Annotated in this window: 17 protein-coding genes and 1 pseudogene; 10 read left to right on the top strand and 8 right to left on the bottom strand. The window is 50.6% G+C overall.

Annotated features, from left to right (window positions below; all coding sequences use genetic code 11):
- The first annotated feature begins 224 nt into the window (after positions 1–224).
- From C7W93_RS07850 to C7W93_RS07840, 3 genes are read left to right on the top strand one after another with little or no spacing between them, the layout of a single operon-like run.
- Complete coding sequence (locus C7W93_RS07850; protein ID WP_161539841.1) at positions 225–620, top strand: transposase; 396 nt, start codon at positions 225–227, stop codon at positions 618–620.
- Positions 617–964 (top strand): IS66 family insertion sequence element accessory protein TnpB, encoded by a 348-nt coding sequence (gene tnpB / locus C7W93_RS07845; RefSeq protein WP_108438191.1) that lies wholly within the window; start codon positions 617–619, stop codon positions 962–964. The genes C7W93_RS07850 and tnpB (C7W93_RS07845) overlap by 4 nt, the downstream gene beginning before the upstream one ends.
- A gap of 29 nt (positions 965–993) precedes the next feature.
- Entirely contained in the window at positions 994–2,571 is a 1,578-nt protein-coding gene (locus tag C7W93_RS07840) for an IS66 family transposase (RefSeq protein WP_108438190.1), read from the top strand.
- Positions 2,572–2,653: 82 nt separating this feature from the next.
- Here the strand turns inward: C7W93_RS07840 and C7W93_RS07835 are convergent, their stop codons facing one another.
- From C7W93_RS07835 to C7W93_RS07820, 4 genes are all read right to left on the bottom strand, one after another.
- The gene (locus C7W93_RS07835; protein ID WP_108438193.1) at positions 2,654–4,195 is read right to left on the bottom strand and encodes an IS66 family transposase; all 1,542 of its coding nucleotides are present in this window, start codon (positions 4,193–4,195) and stop codon (positions 2,654–2,656) included.
- A 75-nt stretch (positions 4,196–4,270) separates the two neighbouring features.
- Positions 4,271–4,615, bottom strand: a complete 345-nt coding sequence (gene tnpB / locus C7W93_RS07830) for an IS66 family insertion sequence element accessory protein TnpB (RefSeq protein WP_146177496.1) — start codon at positions 4,613–4,615, stop codon at positions 4,271–4,273.
- Positions 4,603–5,025 (bottom strand): transposase, encoded by a 423-nt coding sequence (locus tag C7W93_RS07825; RefSeq protein ID WP_225869704.1) that lies wholly within the window; start codon positions 5,023–5,025, stop codon positions 4,603–4,605. The genes tnpB (C7W93_RS07830) and C7W93_RS07825 overlap by 13 nt, the downstream gene beginning before the upstream one ends.
- A gap of 444 nt (positions 5,026–5,469) precedes the next feature.
- Entirely contained in the window at positions 5,470–5,862 is a 393-nt protein-coding gene (locus C7W93_RS07820) for a hypothetical protein (RefSeq protein WP_108439508.1), read from the bottom strand.
- 569 nt (positions 5,863–6,431) lie between these two features.
- Here C7W93_RS07820 and C7W93_RS07815 point away from each other — a divergent pair.
- From C7W93_RS07815 to C7W93_RS07800, 4 genes are all read left to right on the top strand, one after another.
- Positions 6,432–6,869, top strand: coding sequence for a CZB domain-containing protein (locus C7W93_RS07815; protein ID WP_108439507.1), 438 nt, complete (start codon positions 6,432–6,434; stop codon positions 6,867–6,869).
- Positions 6,870–7,100: 231 nt separating this feature from the next.
- Complete coding sequence (locus C7W93_RS07810; protein ID WP_108439506.1) at positions 7,101–9,470, top strand: DEAD/DEAH box helicase; 2,370 nt, start codon at positions 7,101–7,103, stop codon at positions 9,468–9,470.
- Positions 9,471–9,686: 216 nt separating this feature from the next.
- Entirely contained in the window at positions 9,687–12,155 is a 2,469-nt protein-coding gene (locus C7W93_RS07805) for a DEAD/DEAH box helicase (RefSeq protein WP_108439505.1), read from the top strand.
- Between the two features lie 318 nt (positions 12,156–12,473).
- Positions 12,474–13,850, top strand: a complete 1,377-nt coding sequence (locus C7W93_RS07800) for an NCS2 family permease (protein WP_108440536.1) — start codon at positions 12,474–12,476, stop codon at positions 13,848–13,850.
- Positions 13,851–14,010: 160 nt separating this feature from the next.
- On the opposite strand, the gene C7W93_RS07795 is transcribed toward C7W93_RS07800, so the two are convergent.
- The 4 genes from C7W93_RS07795 to C7W93_RS07780 form a co-directional block, all read right to left on the bottom strand.
- Positions 14,011–14,547, bottom strand: coding sequence for a cytochrome b (locus tag C7W93_RS07795; RefSeq protein ID WP_108439504.1), 537 nt, complete (start codon positions 14,545–14,547; stop codon positions 14,011–14,013).
- Positions 14,548–14,674: 127 nt separating this feature from the next.
- Positions 14,675–15,499, bottom strand: a complete 825-nt coding sequence (locus C7W93_RS07790) for a TlpA disulfide reductase family protein (RefSeq protein WP_108439503.1) — start codon at positions 15,497–15,499, stop codon at positions 14,675–14,677.
- 23 nt (positions 15,500–15,522) lie between these two features.
- Positions 15,523–15,654 (bottom strand): hypothetical protein, encoded by a 132-nt coding sequence (locus tag C7W93_RS07785; RefSeq protein WP_370446403.1) that lies wholly within the window; start codon positions 15,652–15,654, stop codon positions 15,523–15,525.
- 15 nt (positions 15,655–15,669) lie between these two features.
- Positions 15,670–16,005 (bottom strand): metalloregulator ArsR/SmtB family transcription factor, encoded by a 336-nt coding sequence (locus C7W93_RS07780; protein ID WP_108439502.1) that lies wholly within the window; start codon positions 16,003–16,005, stop codon positions 15,670–15,672.
- 180 nt (positions 16,006–16,185) lie between these two features.
- Here C7W93_RS07780 and C7W93_RS07775 point away from each other — a divergent pair, with 180 nt between their 5' ends.
- The 3 genes and pseudogenes from C7W93_RS07775 to C7W93_RS07765 all read left to right on the top strand — a co-directional run.
- A complete protein-coding gene (locus C7W93_RS07775) occupies positions 16,186–16,737 on the top strand; it encodes a DsrE family protein (protein ID WP_108439501.1) in 552 nt (183 codons plus the stop codon).
- An 84-nt stretch (positions 16,738–16,821) separates the two neighbouring features.
- The gene (locus C7W93_RS07770; protein WP_108439500.1) at positions 16,822–17,571 is read left to right on the top strand and encodes an MBL fold metallo-hydrolase; all 750 of its coding nucleotides are present in this window, start codon (positions 16,822–16,824) and stop codon (positions 17,569–17,571) included.
- Positions 17,572–17,720: 149 nt separating this feature from the next.
- Positions 17,721–18,011: pseudogene (locus C7W93_RS07765) on the top strand (LysR family transcriptional regulator); the annotation flags it as partial.
- Positions 18,012–18,285: the final 274 nt, after the last annotated feature.

The raw sequence follows: 18,285 nt of genomic DNA, 5'->3' as shown, positions 1-18,285 counted from the left end.
AATTAGTTGTCGAAGCTAAGCGACTATAGATTGACAGTGTGAAGGTCATCACTTCGTCCATATGTTGTTTTGCGCCGAAATGTGAGCAACCGTCTCGTACCCAGTTAGCTAGTGCCGATATGGAAAAGTGTAAGCGTGCGCTCAAAACCGTCTATACCTAATCCTCAAATGTCCGCATGATTGCGTTGGAGGGTACAAATCGATTGTGCCCACAACTTCAAATTATGGACACAAATATTGAGTCGGTTACTCCCTCTAAGCGCAGTGGTTATCGGCAACATTCGATTGATTTCAAACGCATGGTGGTCGAACAATCCTTGATGGCTGGGGCCTCGGTGTCGCGGGTGGCGCGGGCCCACGATGTGAATGCGAACCAGGTATTTACCTGGCGTAAATTGTTTCGTGCAGGAGCCTATGAGATTGCCTCAGGCAAGTCCGTCAAATTGCTGCCAGTAGTTCTTGGCGACCCTCGGCAACCATCCCCTGCCAAGCCAGTCTTCACCACGGCCGTTACACCGACCGGCGTGATGGTCCTGGAAATAGGTAAGGCGCGACTTCGAGTCGAGGGCGTGGTGGATCCGTCTATGCTTTCCATGGTGCTGGCCCGGTTGCTGGCATGATCGGTTTGCCAGCAGGAACGCGGATCTGGATCGCAGCAGGCGTGACCGATATGCGTTGCGGTTTTAATGGGTTGGCAGCCAAGGTGCAAACGGCATTGGCCGATGACCCGTTTAGCGGTCACGTCTTCGTGTTTCGTGGCCGACGTGGCGATATTTTGAAGATCTTGTGGTGGACCGGCGACGGGCTGTGTCTGCTGGCCAAACGGCTGGAACGCGGCCGCTTCATCTGGCCGCAGGCAAGCGAAGGCGCGGTTTGTCTGTCGCAAGCGCAACTGTCAATGTTGCTGGAAGGGATCGATTGGCGACGTCCCGAGCGCACGCAACGGCCCCTGTCAGGCTTGTAAACATCGACGTCATTCGGTAAACTACGGGCATGTCAACGCCGCCCCACCTTCCCGACGATATCAGCGCTTTAAAAGCGATGATTACCGATCGTGATGCGGTCATTGCGTTGCACGGGGAAACGGTGGCGCAGCTACAGGACGCACTGTCCTCACATCGCATCGAAATCGAACACCTCAAGCTCTTCATCGCCAAACTCAAACGGCTGCAGTTCGGCCGCAAATCCGAGAAGCTGGACCGGCAAATTGAACAACTCGAATTACGGTTAGAAGATTTGCAGACAGAAGAAAGTGACGTTGCCAGCGCTGCCCCGGCAACGAAGCCAGTGCGTCCGAAGATACCACGCAAACCGCTACCGCCCCATTTGCCCCGGGACGAGAAGATCTATACGCCAGAGCATGCCGCCTGCCCCGATTGCGGTGGCGATTTGCGTCATCTCGGCAGTGACGTTGCCGAGCAACTTGAATTCGTCCCGGCCAGCTTTCGGGTCATCCGGCATGTGCGTCCCAAACTCGCTTGCACCTGCTGCGACTGCATCGTCCAGGCGCCGGCACCCAGCCGTCCGATTGCACGCGGTCTGGCGGGGCCCGGATTACTCGCCCATATTCTGGTGAGCAAGTTCGCTGATCATCTTCCGCTCTACCGGCAATCGGTCATCTATGCCCGGGAAGGTGTGGAACTGGATCGGGGATTATTGGCAGACTGGGTCGGTGCTGCCAGCAGCCTGCTGCGACCGCTGGTCGATGCGGTACGCCGTCATGTGATGGCAACGACCAAATTACATGCCGACGACACCCCGATCCCGGTACTGGCACCCGGCAATGGCAAGACCAAAACAGCCAGACTGTGGACGTATGTCCGCGACGACCGGCCATCGGGATCAACCGATGCCCCGGCAGTCTGGTTCGCTTACACGCCGGACCGCAAAGGTATCCATCCTCAGACCCATCTGGCGAAATTCGCCGGCGTTCTGCAGGCCGATGCGTATGCCGGATTCAACGCGATTTATGCAACCGGTCGTGTACAGGAGGCTGCGTGCTGGGCGCACGCGCGACGCAAATTCTTCGACTTGCATGCAGCACGGGCCTCGCCAATCACCACTGAAGCCTTGCGCCGCATCGGCGCATTGTATGAGATCGAAGCAAGCATACGTGGCAAACCGCCACAGGTAAGACAGGCAGTGCGCCAGGCGCAGTCGCGCCCGCTCATTGATGCGTTGGAAAGCTGGCTGCGGGCAAGTTTGTTGACGCTGTCGCGCAAATCCGATACTACTGCGGCGATCCTGTACGCCCTCAATTTATGGCCAGCATTAACCCGCTATTGCGACGATGGCAGCATCGAGATCGATAATTCGGCCGCCGAACGCGCATTGCGCGGTATCGCCATTGGACGACGTAATTATCTGTTTGCAGGCTCCGACAATGGCGGCGAACGTGCCGCCGCTATCTACTCGCTCATTGGGACGGCTAAACTCAATGGCGTCGATCCGGCAGCATGGTTGCGCTACGTCCTGACGCATATTGCCGATCATCCCGTCAATCAAATTGATGACTTCCTGCCTTGGAATCTGGCATCTAGGCTGGCGATCATATCTGCGCCAAAGCAATAGCCGCTGAAATGCGGGGCTGTCAATACGGCCTTTGAACGACGCTTACAGTCACCTTGACAGCCACGACGTTTAATCATGTCAGCTATGAGATGGCTGGCCGATCAGGGTTCCAGCGGTGCGGCAAAAGGGAGGATATGTCGCTGGCTTTTTGGGTAGGCAAACGCGTGAGCACGTCTTTAAGATAAAGATACGGATCGTGACCATTGAGCTTGGCGGATTGAATCAAACTCATGATCGCTGCGGCGCGTTTCCCGGCACGCAGGGAGCCAACAAATAACCAGTTTCCTCTCCCAATTGCCACCGGTCTTATTTGGTTCTCGATCCAATTGTTATCGATGGGAAGGTGGCCATTGTCCAAGAAGCGAACGAGCGCATTCCAGCGTTTGAGATTGTAGTCCAGTGCCTTGGCAATCGCGGAACCCTCCAGTACCAGGTGGCGTTGATTCTGCATCCACGCGTGCAACATGTCGGCAATCGGTTTTGCGCGCGTCATACGAATTTGCCGCCGTTCTTCGGGCGTGAACGTGAGAGCCTCCCGCTCAATATCGTAGAGGGCCGTAAAGAATTTCAAGGCTTGCTCGGCAATCTGGCTTTTATTGGCAATATGCAGATCAAAGAATTTTCGGCGTGCGTGTGCCATGCAGCCAATTTCCAGAATGCCTTGCTGGAACCCTTTTTTGTAACCACCATAATCGTCGCAAATCAGACTGCCATTCCAGTCCCCGAGGAAATTTCTGGCGTGTTCTCCTGCCCGACTCTCGGCAAAGTCATAAACGACGACCCGCAGGGAAGAGAAACGTGTGCTTGCATATGCCCACAGATAGCCACGGTGGGTCTTCTTATTTCCCGGACTTAACATGGGCAGCGGTGTTTCATCGGCATGAAGAACTTCCTCGCGCAGCATTTCAGCGCGCAGCGCATCCACCAGTGGCTGCAAGCGCAATCCGCAAATACCTACCCAGGCACCCAGCGTCGAACGTGGCAACGATAAACCGGTGCGTCCGAAGATACTGACTTGACGGTATAAAGGGGTGTGGTCGGCATACTTGGCCACCAGCACCTGAGCCAGCAGCGCTGCAGTGGGAATACCCTTGTCAATCACTTGCGCCGGGACTGGTGCCTGAATCAATGTTTCACAGATCGCGCAAGCCCATTTGCCGCGAACATGGCGTTCGACGCTGAACACGCCTGGCGTAGAGTCGAGTTTCTCACTGATGTCTTCGCCAATGCGTTGCAGCTGGCAGCCACAGCGACAGGTCAAATTATCTGGCTCATGGCAAATGTCAATGCGCGGCAATTGCGGTGGAAGCGATGCACGTTTGGGCTGTTTGCGCTCCCTGCCGGAGGGCCCGTTCGCACTCAGCTCTTCCAGCTCTTCTTCAATGGCGGCAATATCAGCGTCGATGGTTTCATCGAGTAGGCTGGCCTGCGTGGTATCGCGTTGTTCGCTACTTTTACCGAACTGATAGCGCCGCAGGACCGAAATCTCATGCGTGAGTTGATCGATGCGCGTCTGGCGATAATGTAATTCGCGCTCCTTGTCGCTGAGGGTCGCCGTCAACGTCGCCACTAGCGTACGAAGCTGATCTCGGCTCAAGTCGTCAAGGAGGGTGGGCGATGTCATGGGATTGAGTGTGCCATACCTGTCCCTGACAAGGAACGACAACCGTTTACGTCACTGGCATTTTAATGTGCTGTATTACAACACTGAAATGGCGTGCCCCTCTGCCAGCGATCCCCATGGCAGACCAATCACCAGTGCGCGCAATTGCTCGGGATTCATAGGAGTGGCGACCGCAGTAACGCCATTTGTCCAGACAAACCGTCCCTTGTTTAATCGGCGTGCTGCCAGCCAGATACCGAATCCGTCATAGACCAGGACCTTCATGCGGGTTGAATTTTTATTCGCAAACAGATAGGCGTGATGCGGTTTGGCAGAGCCAAACACGTTGACCACACGTGCCAGGATGGTGTCGGTACCAGCGCGCATATCCAGTGCTTCCGTGGCCAACCAGATGGCATCGACCCGGATCAACGCAACCAACCTTGCAGCCAGGTAGCGCAGTCGCCCGCGGTGCACAAAGGCCAGCGAATCGTAATGGTCGCCGCACCACGACGTACTTCAATATGAATATCTTGCCCACCTGCTGGACTACCCAAAGCTCCCAATTGTAGCGGCACAAATTCCGCTGTCGGGATGCTCATGGATTTGCGCATCTCCGCAGATTCATCGAGCTCCTCCTTATCAGCGACCCACCTCCGGAGCATGTTGGCATTCAGACGGTAATGCAATGCCACCGCTGCGATGGAAACGTTCGGCTGCATCGCAGATCGTATCGCCTGCGCTTTAAATTCTTTGCTATGCCGACGCCGCCCAGTGGGTGAGACTACCTCAGAAAATACTTCGATCGCTTCCATAGTGTGCACGTGTCCATCTAAAATAGTAGTGGACACGATCGTCGCTTAGAAACCACTACCTCCTCAAGATGACTTCGCTGGACGCTTACACTGAGCCCAGACAAGTACGCGGTTGATCTCAGCATTTCGGCGCTTTATTTGCATCTGCCACAGTGTTACCTATGTTCCGGTACAACCAAGCCTGCTTTAATTTCCCCTATAACGCTAGTGACGAAGCCTGCCGGTGGTCTGCTAGGCCGATGACACTCGCTCAGAACGTCCAATGCAGTAGCGCAATAAAGGATTTATCCCTTGGTTACGATATTTATGCCAATTAAATAGCTCTTAACCGCTCCGCTGATCAATAAGTGATCGCTCCATCGCTCCTTGTGCTTCAATCCTAAGTCCAATGTGGCTTTACGAATCTAGGGCAATTTGCCAGAATGCCTCGCAATGACGTTTTATCTCAGCTCTTCGTATAACCCGTTGGGTCAATTCATTCTATCGATACGCCGCAAGCGGATCATAAATAATCTTCACATCGGTTTCAGTATCTGTATTAGCAAAGGTACTCTTCGTCGATAAATTTTGCCAGCGGCCTGGATGCAACTGCCAGCCGTGGGCGTGCTGTATCCATCGGGCGCTGACATATTGTTGGCCTTCTCGATCAAGTTCCCACCCACCGGCTTGCCAAACATACCATCCACCCACATAGTTCCAGATGCCCGGAATCCATATTAACCCGGTACGCGGACTTGGTATGGATTCGACTTTGGGCGGCGGCGGGGCATTTTTAAGAACAATGTCGATGCTGACAGGCGGTGTTTTGGGGGAAGATTTAATCGCGGTAAATTTTTGCGCAATGATCGCAGCTATGCTGATGGGAAGCTTCACGATGGACTCCAAGACTGGTTTGAGTCATTGGATTATACGAAGTCAAAATGCGAGGAATGTGTCTCGTATGTTTGGTTACATTTCTTTTGGTATCGTTATGTCGAGACGCAATTTCGTTACAAAACTACGTATTGCGTAGGATGAGTACAATAAATGTTTTATGCAATATTGTAAAAATATAATTTAATGAGAACAAAAAATAAGGACAATCGTACTGATTTTTGTTATTTTTTGAAATTTAGAGGCATAAATATTATTTTTTTAGCAATAAAACTGGTGGAAATTGATCCATCCATATGAATTCATATCTCTAACTTACCCAAGATTAGATCGTAGTTTAGCTCACTATATATTCCCTAGACTTGTTTGCATATTGTTTAAAGATCAAGCTAACAGGTAACTTTAAATGCCCTTATGCTAATTGAGATTAAGAGGAGATATAGGATTTTACTTAAATGATGCGCTAAAAATGGCAATATTTGCGGTAATTACGATAATTCGATTTAAAGTAAGGCGTTGTGGTCGAAGTCAAAGATCAATTAATCAGAAACATAAGGAGTGTCGAATTAATGCTTAAATTTTTCAGAAATATCTTTGGCTCTGACGCCAATTCAAAGCATGTCGCGCCACCTACGATTTCCGAAATTGAACTTAAAACCATCCGCGAACTAAATGTCGATGCTGCGATATCTGCGCATGAAAATTGGAAGGTCAGATTGGGGACCTTTTTAGCTGGAAAATCCACTGAAGATTTACGCCCTGAAATTATCTGTTTTGATAATCGCTGTGATCTGGGCAAATGGTTACATGGCTCGGCAAAAGAACAATTAGGTAAATACACGTCGTTTCAGCAGCTTGTTGCCGAGCATAAAAGTTTTCATTATCACGCATCCAATGTTGTTAGCCTGACCCAAGCAGGAAAGATTGAAGATGCAGAAAAATTGCTCGACAGCAGCTTTAAGATGTCCAGTGAACGTGTTATAAAATTTTTGAGAGATTTGTCGTGAGAGTAGCAGAATATTTCATTGACCTTGTTGGACATACTTTTTGCCGTATATTGCATAATTAAACCTGTGAAGGATAAAAAAGACCGCCTATGGTCCTTTAATTTACGACTTGTTCGGATAACATCTTCGCAATCTCATTGACGACGCAAGCCCCACCCAGGCAACAACAGAGTAAACTACGCCCCACATTGTTTCGCATAGTGCGATTCGAACAAACTTGCGAGTTACGTCATGTCAGAAACACCTATTCCCTTATTCTCCGATTTAGATCTTAGCGAACCGTTGCTACGGGTTCTGAAGGAAGTCGGCTATGAGTCTCCTTCGCCGATTCAGGCGGCCACGATTCCCATTTTATTAGCTAATCGCGATGTACTGGGTCAAGCGCAAACCGGAACCGGTAAAACGGCTGCTTTTGCGCTCCCGATTCTTTCCCGTATCGATATTAAACAGACTACGCCACAAGCCTTGGTATTGGCACCTACACGTGAACTTGCGATACAAGTGGCGGAAGCTTTTCAGCGTTATGCAGCGCATATTCCTGGCTTTCACGTGTTGCCAATTTACGGTGGGCAAAGTTATGAGCCGCAACTAAGAGCGTTGCGTCGTGGCGTCCATGTAGTTGTCGGTACTCCAGGTCGCGTCATTGATCATCTGGATAAAAATACACTCGATCTGTCGCAGCTTAAAACATTGGTGTTGGATGAAGCCGATGAAATGTTGCGCATGGGATTTATCGATGATGTAGAAAATATTCTACAAAAAACACCCGCGACACGTCAGACAGCATTATTCTCCGCGACGATGCCATCGGTGATCAAACGCATCGCCAAAACATACTTGCGCGATCCAGCCGAGATTGCGATCGCTGCTAAAACCGGTACTGCCGACAATATTCGCCAACGTTATTGGCTGGTCAGTGGCATGCAAAAACTTGAGGCGCTGACACGTATTCTTGAAGCCGAAGCGTTCGATGGCATGATCATTTTTTCCCGTACAAAGTTAGGTACGGAAGAGTTGGCAAGTAAGTTACAGGCGCGTGGTTTCTCTGCCGCCGCCATTAACGGCGATATCCAGCAACAGCAACGCGAACGCACGATTCAGCAGCTAAAAGATGGTCGGATAGATATTCTGGTCGCTACTGATGTGGCAGCGCGTGGACTTGATGTAGAGCGGATCAGCCATGTCATTAACTACGATGTTCCTCACGATCCGGAAAGCTACACACATCGCGTTGGCCGAACCGGGCGCGCAGGCCGTAGTGGTGAAGCAATTTTATTCATCACGCCACGGGAAAAAAGTTTATTGAAGGCTATCGAGCGCGCTACACGTCAGCCGATCGAACCGTTGATATTGCCAAGTATTCAGGCCGTTAATGACGTTCGTATTGCCAAGTTCAAAACGCAAATAGATGAGATTTTAGCGCTTGGTGGACTAGAGCAATTCCGTTCGATTATTGAGGAGTACGAAAGCGAGAAAAATGTACCGGTAATTGAAATCGCCGCAGCACTTGCCAAACTTGCGCGCGGTGATGTACCGCTATTGTTAGACAAAAATCAGCGCGAGCCGCAAAGTTCTTCCTGGTCGGATGAAAGATCGTCGCATGCGGGCAAGTTTGATCGTCCAGAACGGAGTGAAAGAGGAGAGCGTCCAGAGAGATTTGAGCGCAACGAGCGCAATGACCGCGCTGAGCGTCCAGCTTTCCCGAGGAAGGAGCGGATTGATCGGGCTCCCGATGTCGGCATGCAGACTTTCCGCATAGAAGTCGGCCATACCCATGGCGTGAAGCCCGGCAATATTGTGGGTGCGATTGCGAACGAGGCGGGGCTGGATTCCAAAAATATCGGCCGCATCGAAATATTTGATAACTATAGCGTGCTGGATTTGCCGGATAGCATGCCTGTTGAGCTTCTTGAACATCTTAAGACCGTATGGGTCGCGGGTCAGCAACTACGTATCAGTCGTGATGGTATGCCATCGGATGTTGCACAACCATCGCCAGTGGCAAGGGCGCCTTTTTCGGCAAGCAAGCCGCGTGAGAATATCGCCCCCTCTTCAGAGAAGTTTGACCGCAAAGAGCGTGATGACCGTGCGCCACGTCCAGAGCGCACCGATCATGCCGAGCCGAAGGACCATGTTGCTCGCGCTGATGCACCAAAGAGAGAGCGCAAAGGCGACGTCGGCATGGAACGTTTTCGTATCGAAGTTGGTAGCGAACACGGCGTGAAGGCTGGCAATATTGTCGGCGCGATCGCCAACGAGGCTAGCCTTGATGCCAAATATATTGGCCGCATTGAAATATTCGATGATCACAGCACCTTGGATTTACCAGAAGGGATGCCAAAAGAACTTCTTGAACATCTAAAAACTGTGTGGGTCGCAGGGCAGCAACTTCGCATCAGCTCTTCCGGCGAACGTGTACCCGCAGCAGAAAAATTTGCTGGAAATAGCAAATCGTTTGCAGCCAAAAAAACAGGCGGCGACAGACGCGTAGGTGAGAAGTCTGGTGATAAGCCTTTTAAGAACAAAAACGATTTTAATAATCGCAGCGACGCTGGTAAGCCGAAACCAAAGCCTCATCGCAAAGGCCCTAAACCTGCATAGAGAACGACTAAGGTTCATCGTGGTGATTGCGCTATAAAAGAGGCAGTCGTATGCTTTTATATGGCGATCTTCATAGCGGGCGACGACAGTTAAAAATGCATTTGAATATTTGGAGGAGATTAAATCGGCAACCAAAATTTAATCCCCTCCAATAAAAATTTATACAACTAAAATCAGCAAACTCGGTAAGCTCAAAGCTTAGTTTTACAGAGGTAAATGGTTCCCGCTACTTCCTCCTTGGGACGCTTTCGTCCTCGTCTTACATTACAAACACTGACACGTGGCGACGGCCTGCTTGGGATGAGGCCGTCCGGTCCGTTTGGGCCGCGAGGCGGACGTGTGACGGTGGTTCGCATTACCTGGACTTATACCACTGCCGATGGCTTGCACTGGGAAACGCCTGCACCGACTACACTATTAAATCGCCGCCCGCCATCTGCGCAGCGTGTTGAAAATCAGCACGGACAACAAATCCTTCTGCGCGATCTTGGTGCCGAAGCCGATGCGTTAGATCGCGTCTGGGATCTGGGTCTCCATCCAATACCTGTTGAAAATTTACAGTGGCGCACAGAGCAAAGCGCGACTGATTATGCGTCGGTCTGGACACTGATCCAGGAAGATTTTTTTGCTGATTTTTGGGCTGATCAACTCCCCCTTTTGCAGGCTGAAGGTTGGGCTATTGTCGTGTACCCCGGCTTTGCGCATGAGAGTGTGCGGGTAGAAGCCTGGCACTTAATTATCAATACCGAAACCGGTGAAATACTAGGCAAGGAAGTCGCGGCACGTATGCGCGGTCGAGCGCCAGTTACGACCGCATTGTCTCAACCGTCGGGCGAATCCTGGCTATTAACGCTAGGCATTGAGATTGATGGAGAAATGCTGGATTTGACGCCAATGTTGGCAACGTTATTGCAACGCGATGCGCGCTGGCTAGATGCGCAGCAACTGGCGTTGATTGACGATCATTCGATAGTGATGCTGCGTGCGCCGGGTGGCAAGCGCATAGAGGCACAAGCGGCACCGCTCAAAGCAATTATCGGTAGTATGTTGGAATTGCTAACCGATCAGAATCGCAAAGATGGTCCTCTGAAACTGTCATCGTGGGATGCTTATCGCCTCGATGCTATGCGGCTAAGTTTGCTGGATACGCAGCATCAACGCGCTGGCGTGCACGGATCGTGGCAACTGCGAGGAGATGCCGGATTACGCGATTTAGCGAAAAGATTACAGCCGACAAATGGCCCGCAATCGATTAATGCGCCTGCTGGTTTAGGGGTCACATTGCGCCCGTATCAATTATATGGTGTGGCATGGTTGCAATACCTGCGAGAACAGCATCTCGCCGGTATTCTGGCCGACGATATGGGCTTAGGCAAAACGGCACAGGCGCTTGCGCATCTTTTGATAGAACAACAATCGGGGCGACTAGATTGTCCCGCATTAGTGGTGTTACCCACCTCGCTAATCTTTAATTGGCAGGCCGAAGTTAAGCGCATGGCACCAAGCCTGCGTGTACTCACTTTGCAAGGCCCGAACAGGCAACAGGATTTTAGTCGCATGGCCGAGCATGATGTCGTGCTGACGACTTATCCGTTACTATGGCGCGATCGGGCAGCGCTGCAATCGCAAATTTTTCATCTTCTCATCCTCGACGAAGCCCAAACTGTGAAGAACCCGATGGCCCGCGGCGCTAATGCAGTACGAAAAATTCGGGCACGGCATCGTTTATGTATTACCGGTACGCCGTTAGAAAATCATCTCGGTGAGCTATGGACCCAGTTTGATTTTCTGATGCCGGGTTTTTTAGGTGATGCACGTAGTTTCATGCGTTTATGGCGCAAGCCGATTGAGGTAAATGGCGAAACCCTGCGCGCACAATTGTTGGCGCAGCGCGTCCGACCCTTTATCCTGCGTCGCCGCAAGGAAGAGGTCGCTACTGAATTGCCGCCAAAGACCGAAGTGATTAAGCGTTCGCAATTGCAGGGACATCAACGTGATTTGTATGAAAGTGTGCGCGTAGCCGCTGACGAACATGTGCGACGTGTCTTGCAACGCAAGGGATTCTCGGGTGGACAAATCACCATCCTTGATGCGCTATTAAAACTACGGCAGGTATGCTGCGATCCATTTTTGCTGAAAGGGGTAGTTCCCTCGCATACGATGGAGCGGGCGAAGCTGGAAATGTTGCGAGATATGTTGCCTGCGTTGGTTGCTGAAGGACGCCGGATTTTAGTGTTCTCACAGTTTACAGAATTATTGACAATGATCGAAACTGAACTCGATGCTTTGCAACTTCCTTGGCTGGCTCTGACCGGAAAAACACCACCGGCAAAGCGCGGCGCATTGGTGGCGCAATTTCAAAGTAAAGCGGTCCCGATTTTGCTAATTAGTCTGAAAGCTGGCGGGGTAGGACTCAACCTGACTGCAGCCGATACGGTCATCCATATGGATCCGTGGTGGAACCCGGCGGTCGAAGAGCAAGCTACAGCCAGAGCGCATCGGATCGGGCAAGACAAGGTTGTATTCGTCTACAAACTGGTCATTGAGGGGAGTATCGAAGAACGCATATTGGAACTTCAGGCGCGTAAAGCTGCTTTGGTCGAGGGTGTCTTGGGAAGCGACGGCGCGGTCACACCTAAGTTCAACACGGAAGATCTGCAATTTTTACTCGCCCCGCTACAGTAATTTTTTCAGTAGTTTTGGGGCAATTTTTTCGGTCATTATCCGGGCGAATGTTCAACCTCAAGCATCGTAGGCATATGCAAATACAAATGGCGGCTATTTACGCACCATGATGGATCCGCTAGTTTCCATACCCTAAGCTGTGTTGGCTGACGCACTTTCCACTAACGAGCAGTTCAATTGTCAACGGACAACATGTTGATGAGTGACCGTTCAAAAAATTAACACGAGACACCCTGACGACGGTTGCATAAACGCCGCGTCAGAGGACAAATAAGGAGCAGCGCAATCATGATCGAATCACAACTTCAATCCCCGCCGATGCCATTACCGTTGCCAAAGGTTGGCGCGGAGTCGGCAATCGGCAGTGGCACAGGAAAGTTAGATCAATATTTTCAGATAACCGCCCGCGGCAGCACGCCACGACGTGAGGTTATTGCAGGCATCACCACTTTTCTGGCGATGGTCTATTCCGTATTCGTTGTGCCAGATATGTTAGGCAAGGCTGGATTTGACGTCAGCGCAGTGTTTGTCGCCGTGTGCCTGACCACTGCCTTCGGTTCGCTGATAATGGGTTTTTGGGCGCGCCTGCCAATCGCAGTCGGTTGCGCCATTTCATTAACCGCTTTTACTGCCTTCGGATTGGTGCTCGGCAAAGGGATCTCTCCAGCGGTAGCGCTTGGCGCAGTATTCCTTACCGGTCTTGTTTTTACGGCTATTTCCGTCACTGGCGTCCGCTCGTGGATATTGCAAAACTTGCCCGCTGGTGTCGCACACGGAACCGGTGTTGGGATTGGCTTATTCTTATTATTGATCGCGTCAAATGATGTTGGTATGGTGGTCAAAAATGCCGGTCCCGGCTTGCCAGTGGCGCTTGGTCATATCACCGCGTTTCCGGTTGTGATGAGCATACTTGGTCTGGCTGCGATCTTTGGTCTGGAGCGTCGGCGTGTGCCGGGCGGCATTCTGATCGTAGTCATCGCGATATCAATTATCGGTTTGATCTTCGATCCTGCGGTTAAATTTACCGGCGTATTCGCATGGCCAGCGCTAAGCTCCGCAGGGCACCCTTCGTTGATCGGTGCGATGGATATCAAAGGCGCATTGAGCATGGCGGTATTGCCGAGCGTGCTAGCGTTGGTCATGACGGCGGTCTTCGATGCCACAGGGACGATTCGTGCGGTCGCCGGACAAGCCGGACAAGTCAATGAAAAAGGCTACATTTTGAATGGTGGCAGGGCCTTGACAGCCGACTCGCTCAGCTCGATTTTTGCGGGTATTGTCGGTGGTGCGCCTGCTGCAGCCTACATTGAATCGACAGTCGGCACAGCAGCCGGTGCCAGAACCGGCCTCACTGCCGTCGTGGTCGGCCTACTTTTTCTTGCCGTCATATTCTTCTCGCCTTTAGCCGGTTTGGTGCCGTCTTATGCAACCGCCCCTGCATTAATGTATGTCGGCTTACTGATGCTGGGTAGTGTCAGCAAGATGCATATGGAAGATACAATCGATGCTATGTCAGGATTGGTGTGCGCTGTATTCATCGTGTTGACATGCAATATTGTGACGGGAATTATGCTCGGATTTTGCACGCTGGTCGTCGGTCGCATCGTTGCTGGCGAGTATCGAAAATTGACATTAGGAACAGTAGCGATTGCGATTGCGCTGGCCATCTTTTATGGCGGGGGCTGGGCAATTTAAGCGATGCATCAAGATAGACTTTCAGCCGGATAAATGCCATTTTGTGGCGTTTATCCGGCTGAAGTATTTTCAAATCATAAATTGTCAGCCTGCTTCAACTAATGCCCACACTATCGCAAACAGGCATAGCCGTGCTGAATCGAGCCGAATCAAACTTTTATCACATCATTCTTTTCATGACGTTATCCTTCAGAACGAAGTGGTGAAATAAGGCTGCGCAAATATGGAGAATAATCAGTCCCAAAAGGACCCATGCCATGATGCCGTGCATATCCCCCATTGCATGCCCGAGAGGAGACCCCGTAGCTGTCAGAGCCGGTAATGGAATTAAGTTTGCAATCCGCACCACCCATCCACGCGACGATGCATTGGCCCATCCGAGAAGTGGGGTGGCGATCAAAGCTGCATACAAAAGAAAATGCGTGGAACGAGAAGTCAGGCGCAGCCAAGGCGTCAAATTATCAGGCGGCGGCGTATGACTTAAACGCCATACGACGCGGATAAAAATAGTCAGCAGCAAAGTGCCACCAACCAGCATATGCCACCAGACTGCGCCATCGACCTTGGTGTCGTGATTGATATCCGGCATGACCCATCCGATGATAAATTGTGCCACGATCAATATTGCCGTCAGCCAGTGTAATGCGCGGGCAATGCCGTCGTATGACGGTGCAGTTTGGATTTCGTTATAAGCCATAATTGCCTTACTTTTAGTAGTCGGATTTTGCAGAGCACACTATGGCCGATGAAACTTAGGAGAAGCATAGGGCCATTTTCGACGCGTTCGAATACGTTTCAAAATAGCGCATCAATTAGACGAAGTTCTAGTCCTTGTGATCAAGATGTAAAGTTTCCAGCCGCTGCGCCAATGATGCGGCGGATAGTTCACCCATCCGAATATTCTGCAGACGACCCCTGCTATCGAAAAATAACGTCGTAGGGAAAGCCATCGAGCCTGCATGTTTCGCCACCTTCATGTCCGCATCGAGGATGACATTGTGAATGTTGACACGCTCAGCAGATAGATATTGGTGAACGGTATCGGCCGCCTCACCCTGATTCGCAAAAATAAAAACGACATCGCCGTTGTCTGCTTGCGCTTGTTGCAGCATCGGCATTTCACGCCGACATGGCGGGCACCAACTAGCCCATAAATTGATCACAACCGGCTTGCCGAGAAACGCATCGATGCGCATTGTATTGCCATTTAACGCCGTAAATATTCCGGCCGGAAGCCTGATGTCGGATGGCGTGGGGCGCAATGCCCATACTGCTGCGCCGCTCAAGCCTGCGGTACACGCACCCGTAAGCAGGGCGATTAATAATGCGCGCCGTAAGCTGCTATTCCGCCACACATACCAGACAGCGACGCAGCATCCGGCTACCACGCCAATCCATGGATAAAATCCGCCATCGCGAATGTCGATGATGCTCAAAGGGGTGAGTTTATAGGTGGCCCAAAACCTGATGACGAAAGCAAGCCGCGCGGCCAGGACACCGGTTATTAAAGTAGTGAAAAGGGCAGAATCTATTTCTTTATGTTGCGTAGTCGCAAGGCGCTTGCCAACGAACAGACTAACGATGAAAGCGGCTGCCAGAAGCAGCGGCGTTACTGGCAGCGCCAGACCTGCGAAATTAATCATGCCCATTAGGTTTTTCGCTGTTGGTCAAATCAACTCCATTGATTGTTAGTAACGGTTGTATTAACGATGCCGCTGATGCCCGCAATCTTGCCATTGAACAAAACAAACAACGCGGATGCCAATCCGATCAACAGGCTGCTAGCTAGTGACGCCGCGGGCATAAATTATATCCAGCGTCATCGTTTCTTTGTCTTTACTTTTTTGCAAAACAATCCATACAGCATCTGTATGACGGCCATCGCTTCTTCGCTGGAAATACTGTAAAAAATTTGCTTTCCTTCTCGTCGGGTACTTACCAGATTTTCGTTGCGTAACACGGTCAATTGCTGTGAGAGAGTAGGTTGCTGGATGTCGAGCAGGTTTAGCAATTCGCTGACGCAATGCTCGCCCTGTGCCAGCTGGCAAAGCAACAGCAAGCGGTCCGGATTCCCCAATATCTTTAATAAGCCGGATGCCTGTAAAGCCGCCGTTCGCATGACATCTAGGTCGATTTTTTCGCTATCAGTCGTCATATTGTCAGCAGTCCTTTTACATTAAATACTTTTTTACATAATATATATAATTATTATATTTTTCAATATAATGTTTTATGTTGACGTGTTTTGTTCTAGACTTTGTTTAAGGCGAGTTGCTACTCGGTTTTTGTTGTTCTCCGTCACTTCAACTAACTACATTGCGAAAGCCCGACATCCATGAAATCTCAAAAAAATCTGGTGCGTGGCATGCTTATTGTCGCGAGTATGGCCACTCAGGGTATACCGTTGCCTGTGTATGCAGACAGCAGTCCTTCTACCGTTGAAAGTAAAAAAGCACCTCTTCAAATTGAAGCTCGGACTGGCATTAAGGTAGTCGCACAAATTAACAGTGCTGACACCACTCCGAAGGGCATCAGCAAGCAATTGCTTGGCGTAAAGAATTTATTGGATCAATACACCGGACTTGGGATGATCGCTGGAAGAGATTTTGATGTTGCCGTGGTATTTCGCGGTGATGGCGCCCAATTCCTGCTCAATGATCAGGCTTACGACGCGAAAGTAAAAGACGCACATTCCAACGGTAATACTAGTCGGCAGATGATCGAGGCGCTCCACCAATTGGGTGTAAAAATATTTGAATGCCAGGTGACGATGAAGGCTAGAGGATATGACAATGAAGATCTACTGCCATTTAGTCGGGTGGTTGTTTCCGGGATAGGTGCACTGGTCGATTTAGAAAAATCCGGATATTTGCCAATAAATCCATGATCTGAATAGTACGCGCGAAGACGGCCGTCTGGAAGTATGTAAATACACCGCGTACATCGCGACGGTAAAATCGAAGGACTTCTTATGATTTTTCGACAATTATTTGAACCATTATCCAGCACCTATACCTACCTGATCGGCTGTGAAGAAACGGGGCAGGCTATCCTTATTGATCCCGTTATCGTAGAGGTTGAGCGTGATTTGGCTGAAATCCAGCGGCTTGGGCTGAAGTTGGCCTATAGCATCGACACGCATATCCATGCCGATCACATCACCGCAGCGCTGGCGCTCAAAAAGAAGGTGGGAAGTAAAATTGCTGTAGCCGCATACGATCGCTTGCCGTGCGCGGACCTTGGGATTGAAGAAGGTACGCCCTTCCATGTCGGCAGCCTTACGCTTCAACCTTTGCATACTCCGGGCCACACCGATGGACATTTTTCTTATGTATTTGATGATCGCGTTTTTACCGGAGATGCGTTGCTGATCGATGGTTGCGGCCGAACCGATTTTCAAAATGGTGATGCAGATACCTTGTATAAAAGCGTATGGGAAAAGTTGTTCCGATTGCCTGACGAATGCCTTGTATACCCGGCGCATGATTATCATGATCGGCGCGTTTCTTCGATTTTGCAGGAAAAGAAATGTAACCCGCGATTGGGTCAGGAGCGCACACCAGAGCAGTTCAAACAGATAATGGACAATCTCCACTTACCCTATCCAAAGCTGATTGATTTCGCCGTCCTCGGTAACAAACAGTGCGGCGTCTGTCCTTGCGACTTACCGGACGATCTGGCGCAATACTGCGGCCATATGGTGGCTGGCTTACAGGGCTAAACACGCTCCATAGATGCACATGAGCACATTTGGGCGCAGGATTGCACTGGATAAATATGCTTAAATTATGATTGCTGTTCAATCACCATCAACAATCAAAGGACCGCCGCTACATGGACCGTTTTGATGCAATGTGACTCTTTACCCGAATTGTGGATTTAGGCAGTTTTACCAAAGCGGCCAGTGATTTGCAGTTGCCACGGGCAACCGTGACACACGTCATCAAACAGATGGAGGCACGGTTGGGCGTGCGCCTGTTGCAGCGTACTACCCGCCATGTCAGCGCTACCCTTGACGGTACGGCTTATTACGCCCGTTGCATTCAATTGATCGCCGATATGGAAGAGACCGAGAGCGCTTTTGGCGCTAGCGCGTCAATGCCAAAAGGCAAGGTGCGCGTCGATTTGCATGGCAGTCTGGCGATGCATTTTGTATTACCGCATCCCCTCCAGCTCGATCCTGTGCAATCGACGTTCAAAAACGACTGTATGGATATGTGCCGAGCGCATATCGCCGGCGGCGGCCGAAGCTGCCTAAATTTTTTGACGCACTATGCCGACGGGCTAAAAAAAAACCAGAGTCAAGCGCTCAAGACGAAAGGCGGTTGGATCATAGATTTTTGTACCGACAATAAATTTTTGGCAGAAATAGGGTTGGTCGAGCAAGCCGTAAATATTATTGAGAATAACCCTAGGAAAATGAAGTCTAATTAGT

The organism is Glaciimonas sp. PCH181, assembly GCF_003056055.1.
Taxonomy (GTDB): Bacteria; Pseudomonadota; Gammaproteobacteria; order Burkholderiales; family Burkholderiaceae_D; genus Glaciimonas.
The sequence above is the reverse complement of the archived record's forward strand: the minus strand, read 5'-3'. Positions and strand labels throughout refer to the sequence as shown.

Bases quoted from the DNA above. Each gene is read 5' to 3' on its own strand.
- C7W93_RS07850 (WP_161539841.1), top strand. From the start codon at position 225: ATGGACACAAATATTGAGTCGGTTACTCCCTCTAAGCGCAGTGGTTAT.
- tnpB (WP_108438191.1), top strand. From the start codon at position 617: ATGATCGGTTTGCCAGCAGGAACGCGGATCTGGATCGCAGCAGGCGTG.
- C7W93_RS07840 (WP_108438190.1), top strand. From the start codon at position 994: ATGTCAACGCCGCCCCACCTTCCCGACGATATCAGCGCTTTAAAAGCG.
- C7W93_RS07835 (WP_108438193.1), bottom strand. From the start codon at position 4,195: ATGACATCGCCCACCCTCCTTGACGACTTGAGCCGAGATCAGCTTCGT.
- C7W93_RS07815 (WP_108439507.1), top strand. From the start codon at position 6,432: ATGCTTAAATTTTTCAGAAATATCTTTGGCTCTGACGCCAATTCAAAG.
- C7W93_RS07810 (WP_108439506.1), top strand. From the start codon at position 7,101: ATGTCAGAAACACCTATTCCCTTATTCTCCGATTTAGATCTTAGCGAA.
- C7W93_RS07805 (WP_108439505.1), top strand. From the start codon at position 9,687: ATGGTTCCCGCTACTTCCTCCTTGGGACGCTTTCGTCCTCGTCTTACA.
- C7W93_RS07800 (WP_108440536.1), top strand. From the start codon at position 12,474: ATGCCATTACCGTTGCCAAAGGTTGGCGCGGAGTCGGCAATCGGCAGT.
- C7W93_RS07795 (WP_108439504.1), bottom strand. From the start codon at position 14,547: ATGGCTTATAACGAAATCCAAACTGCACCGTCATACGACGGCATTGCC.
- C7W93_RS07790 (WP_108439503.1), bottom strand. From the start codon at position 15,499: ATGGGCATGATTAATTTCGCAGGTCTGGCGCTGCCAGTAACGCCGCTG.
- C7W93_RS07785 (WP_370446403.1), bottom strand. From the start codon at position 15,654: ATGCCCGCGGCGTCACTAGCTAGCAGCCTGTTGATCGGATTGGCATCC.
- C7W93_RS07780 (WP_108439502.1), bottom strand. From the start codon at position 16,005: ATGACGACTGATAGCGAAAAAATCGACCTAGATGTCATGCGAACGGCG.
- C7W93_RS07775 (WP_108439501.1), top strand. From the start codon at position 16,186: ATGAAATCTCAAAAAAATCTGGTGCGTGGCATGCTTATTGTCGCGAGT.
- C7W93_RS07770 (WP_108439500.1), top strand. From the start codon at position 16,822: ATGATTTTTCGACAATTATTTGAACCATTATCCAGCACCTATACCTAC.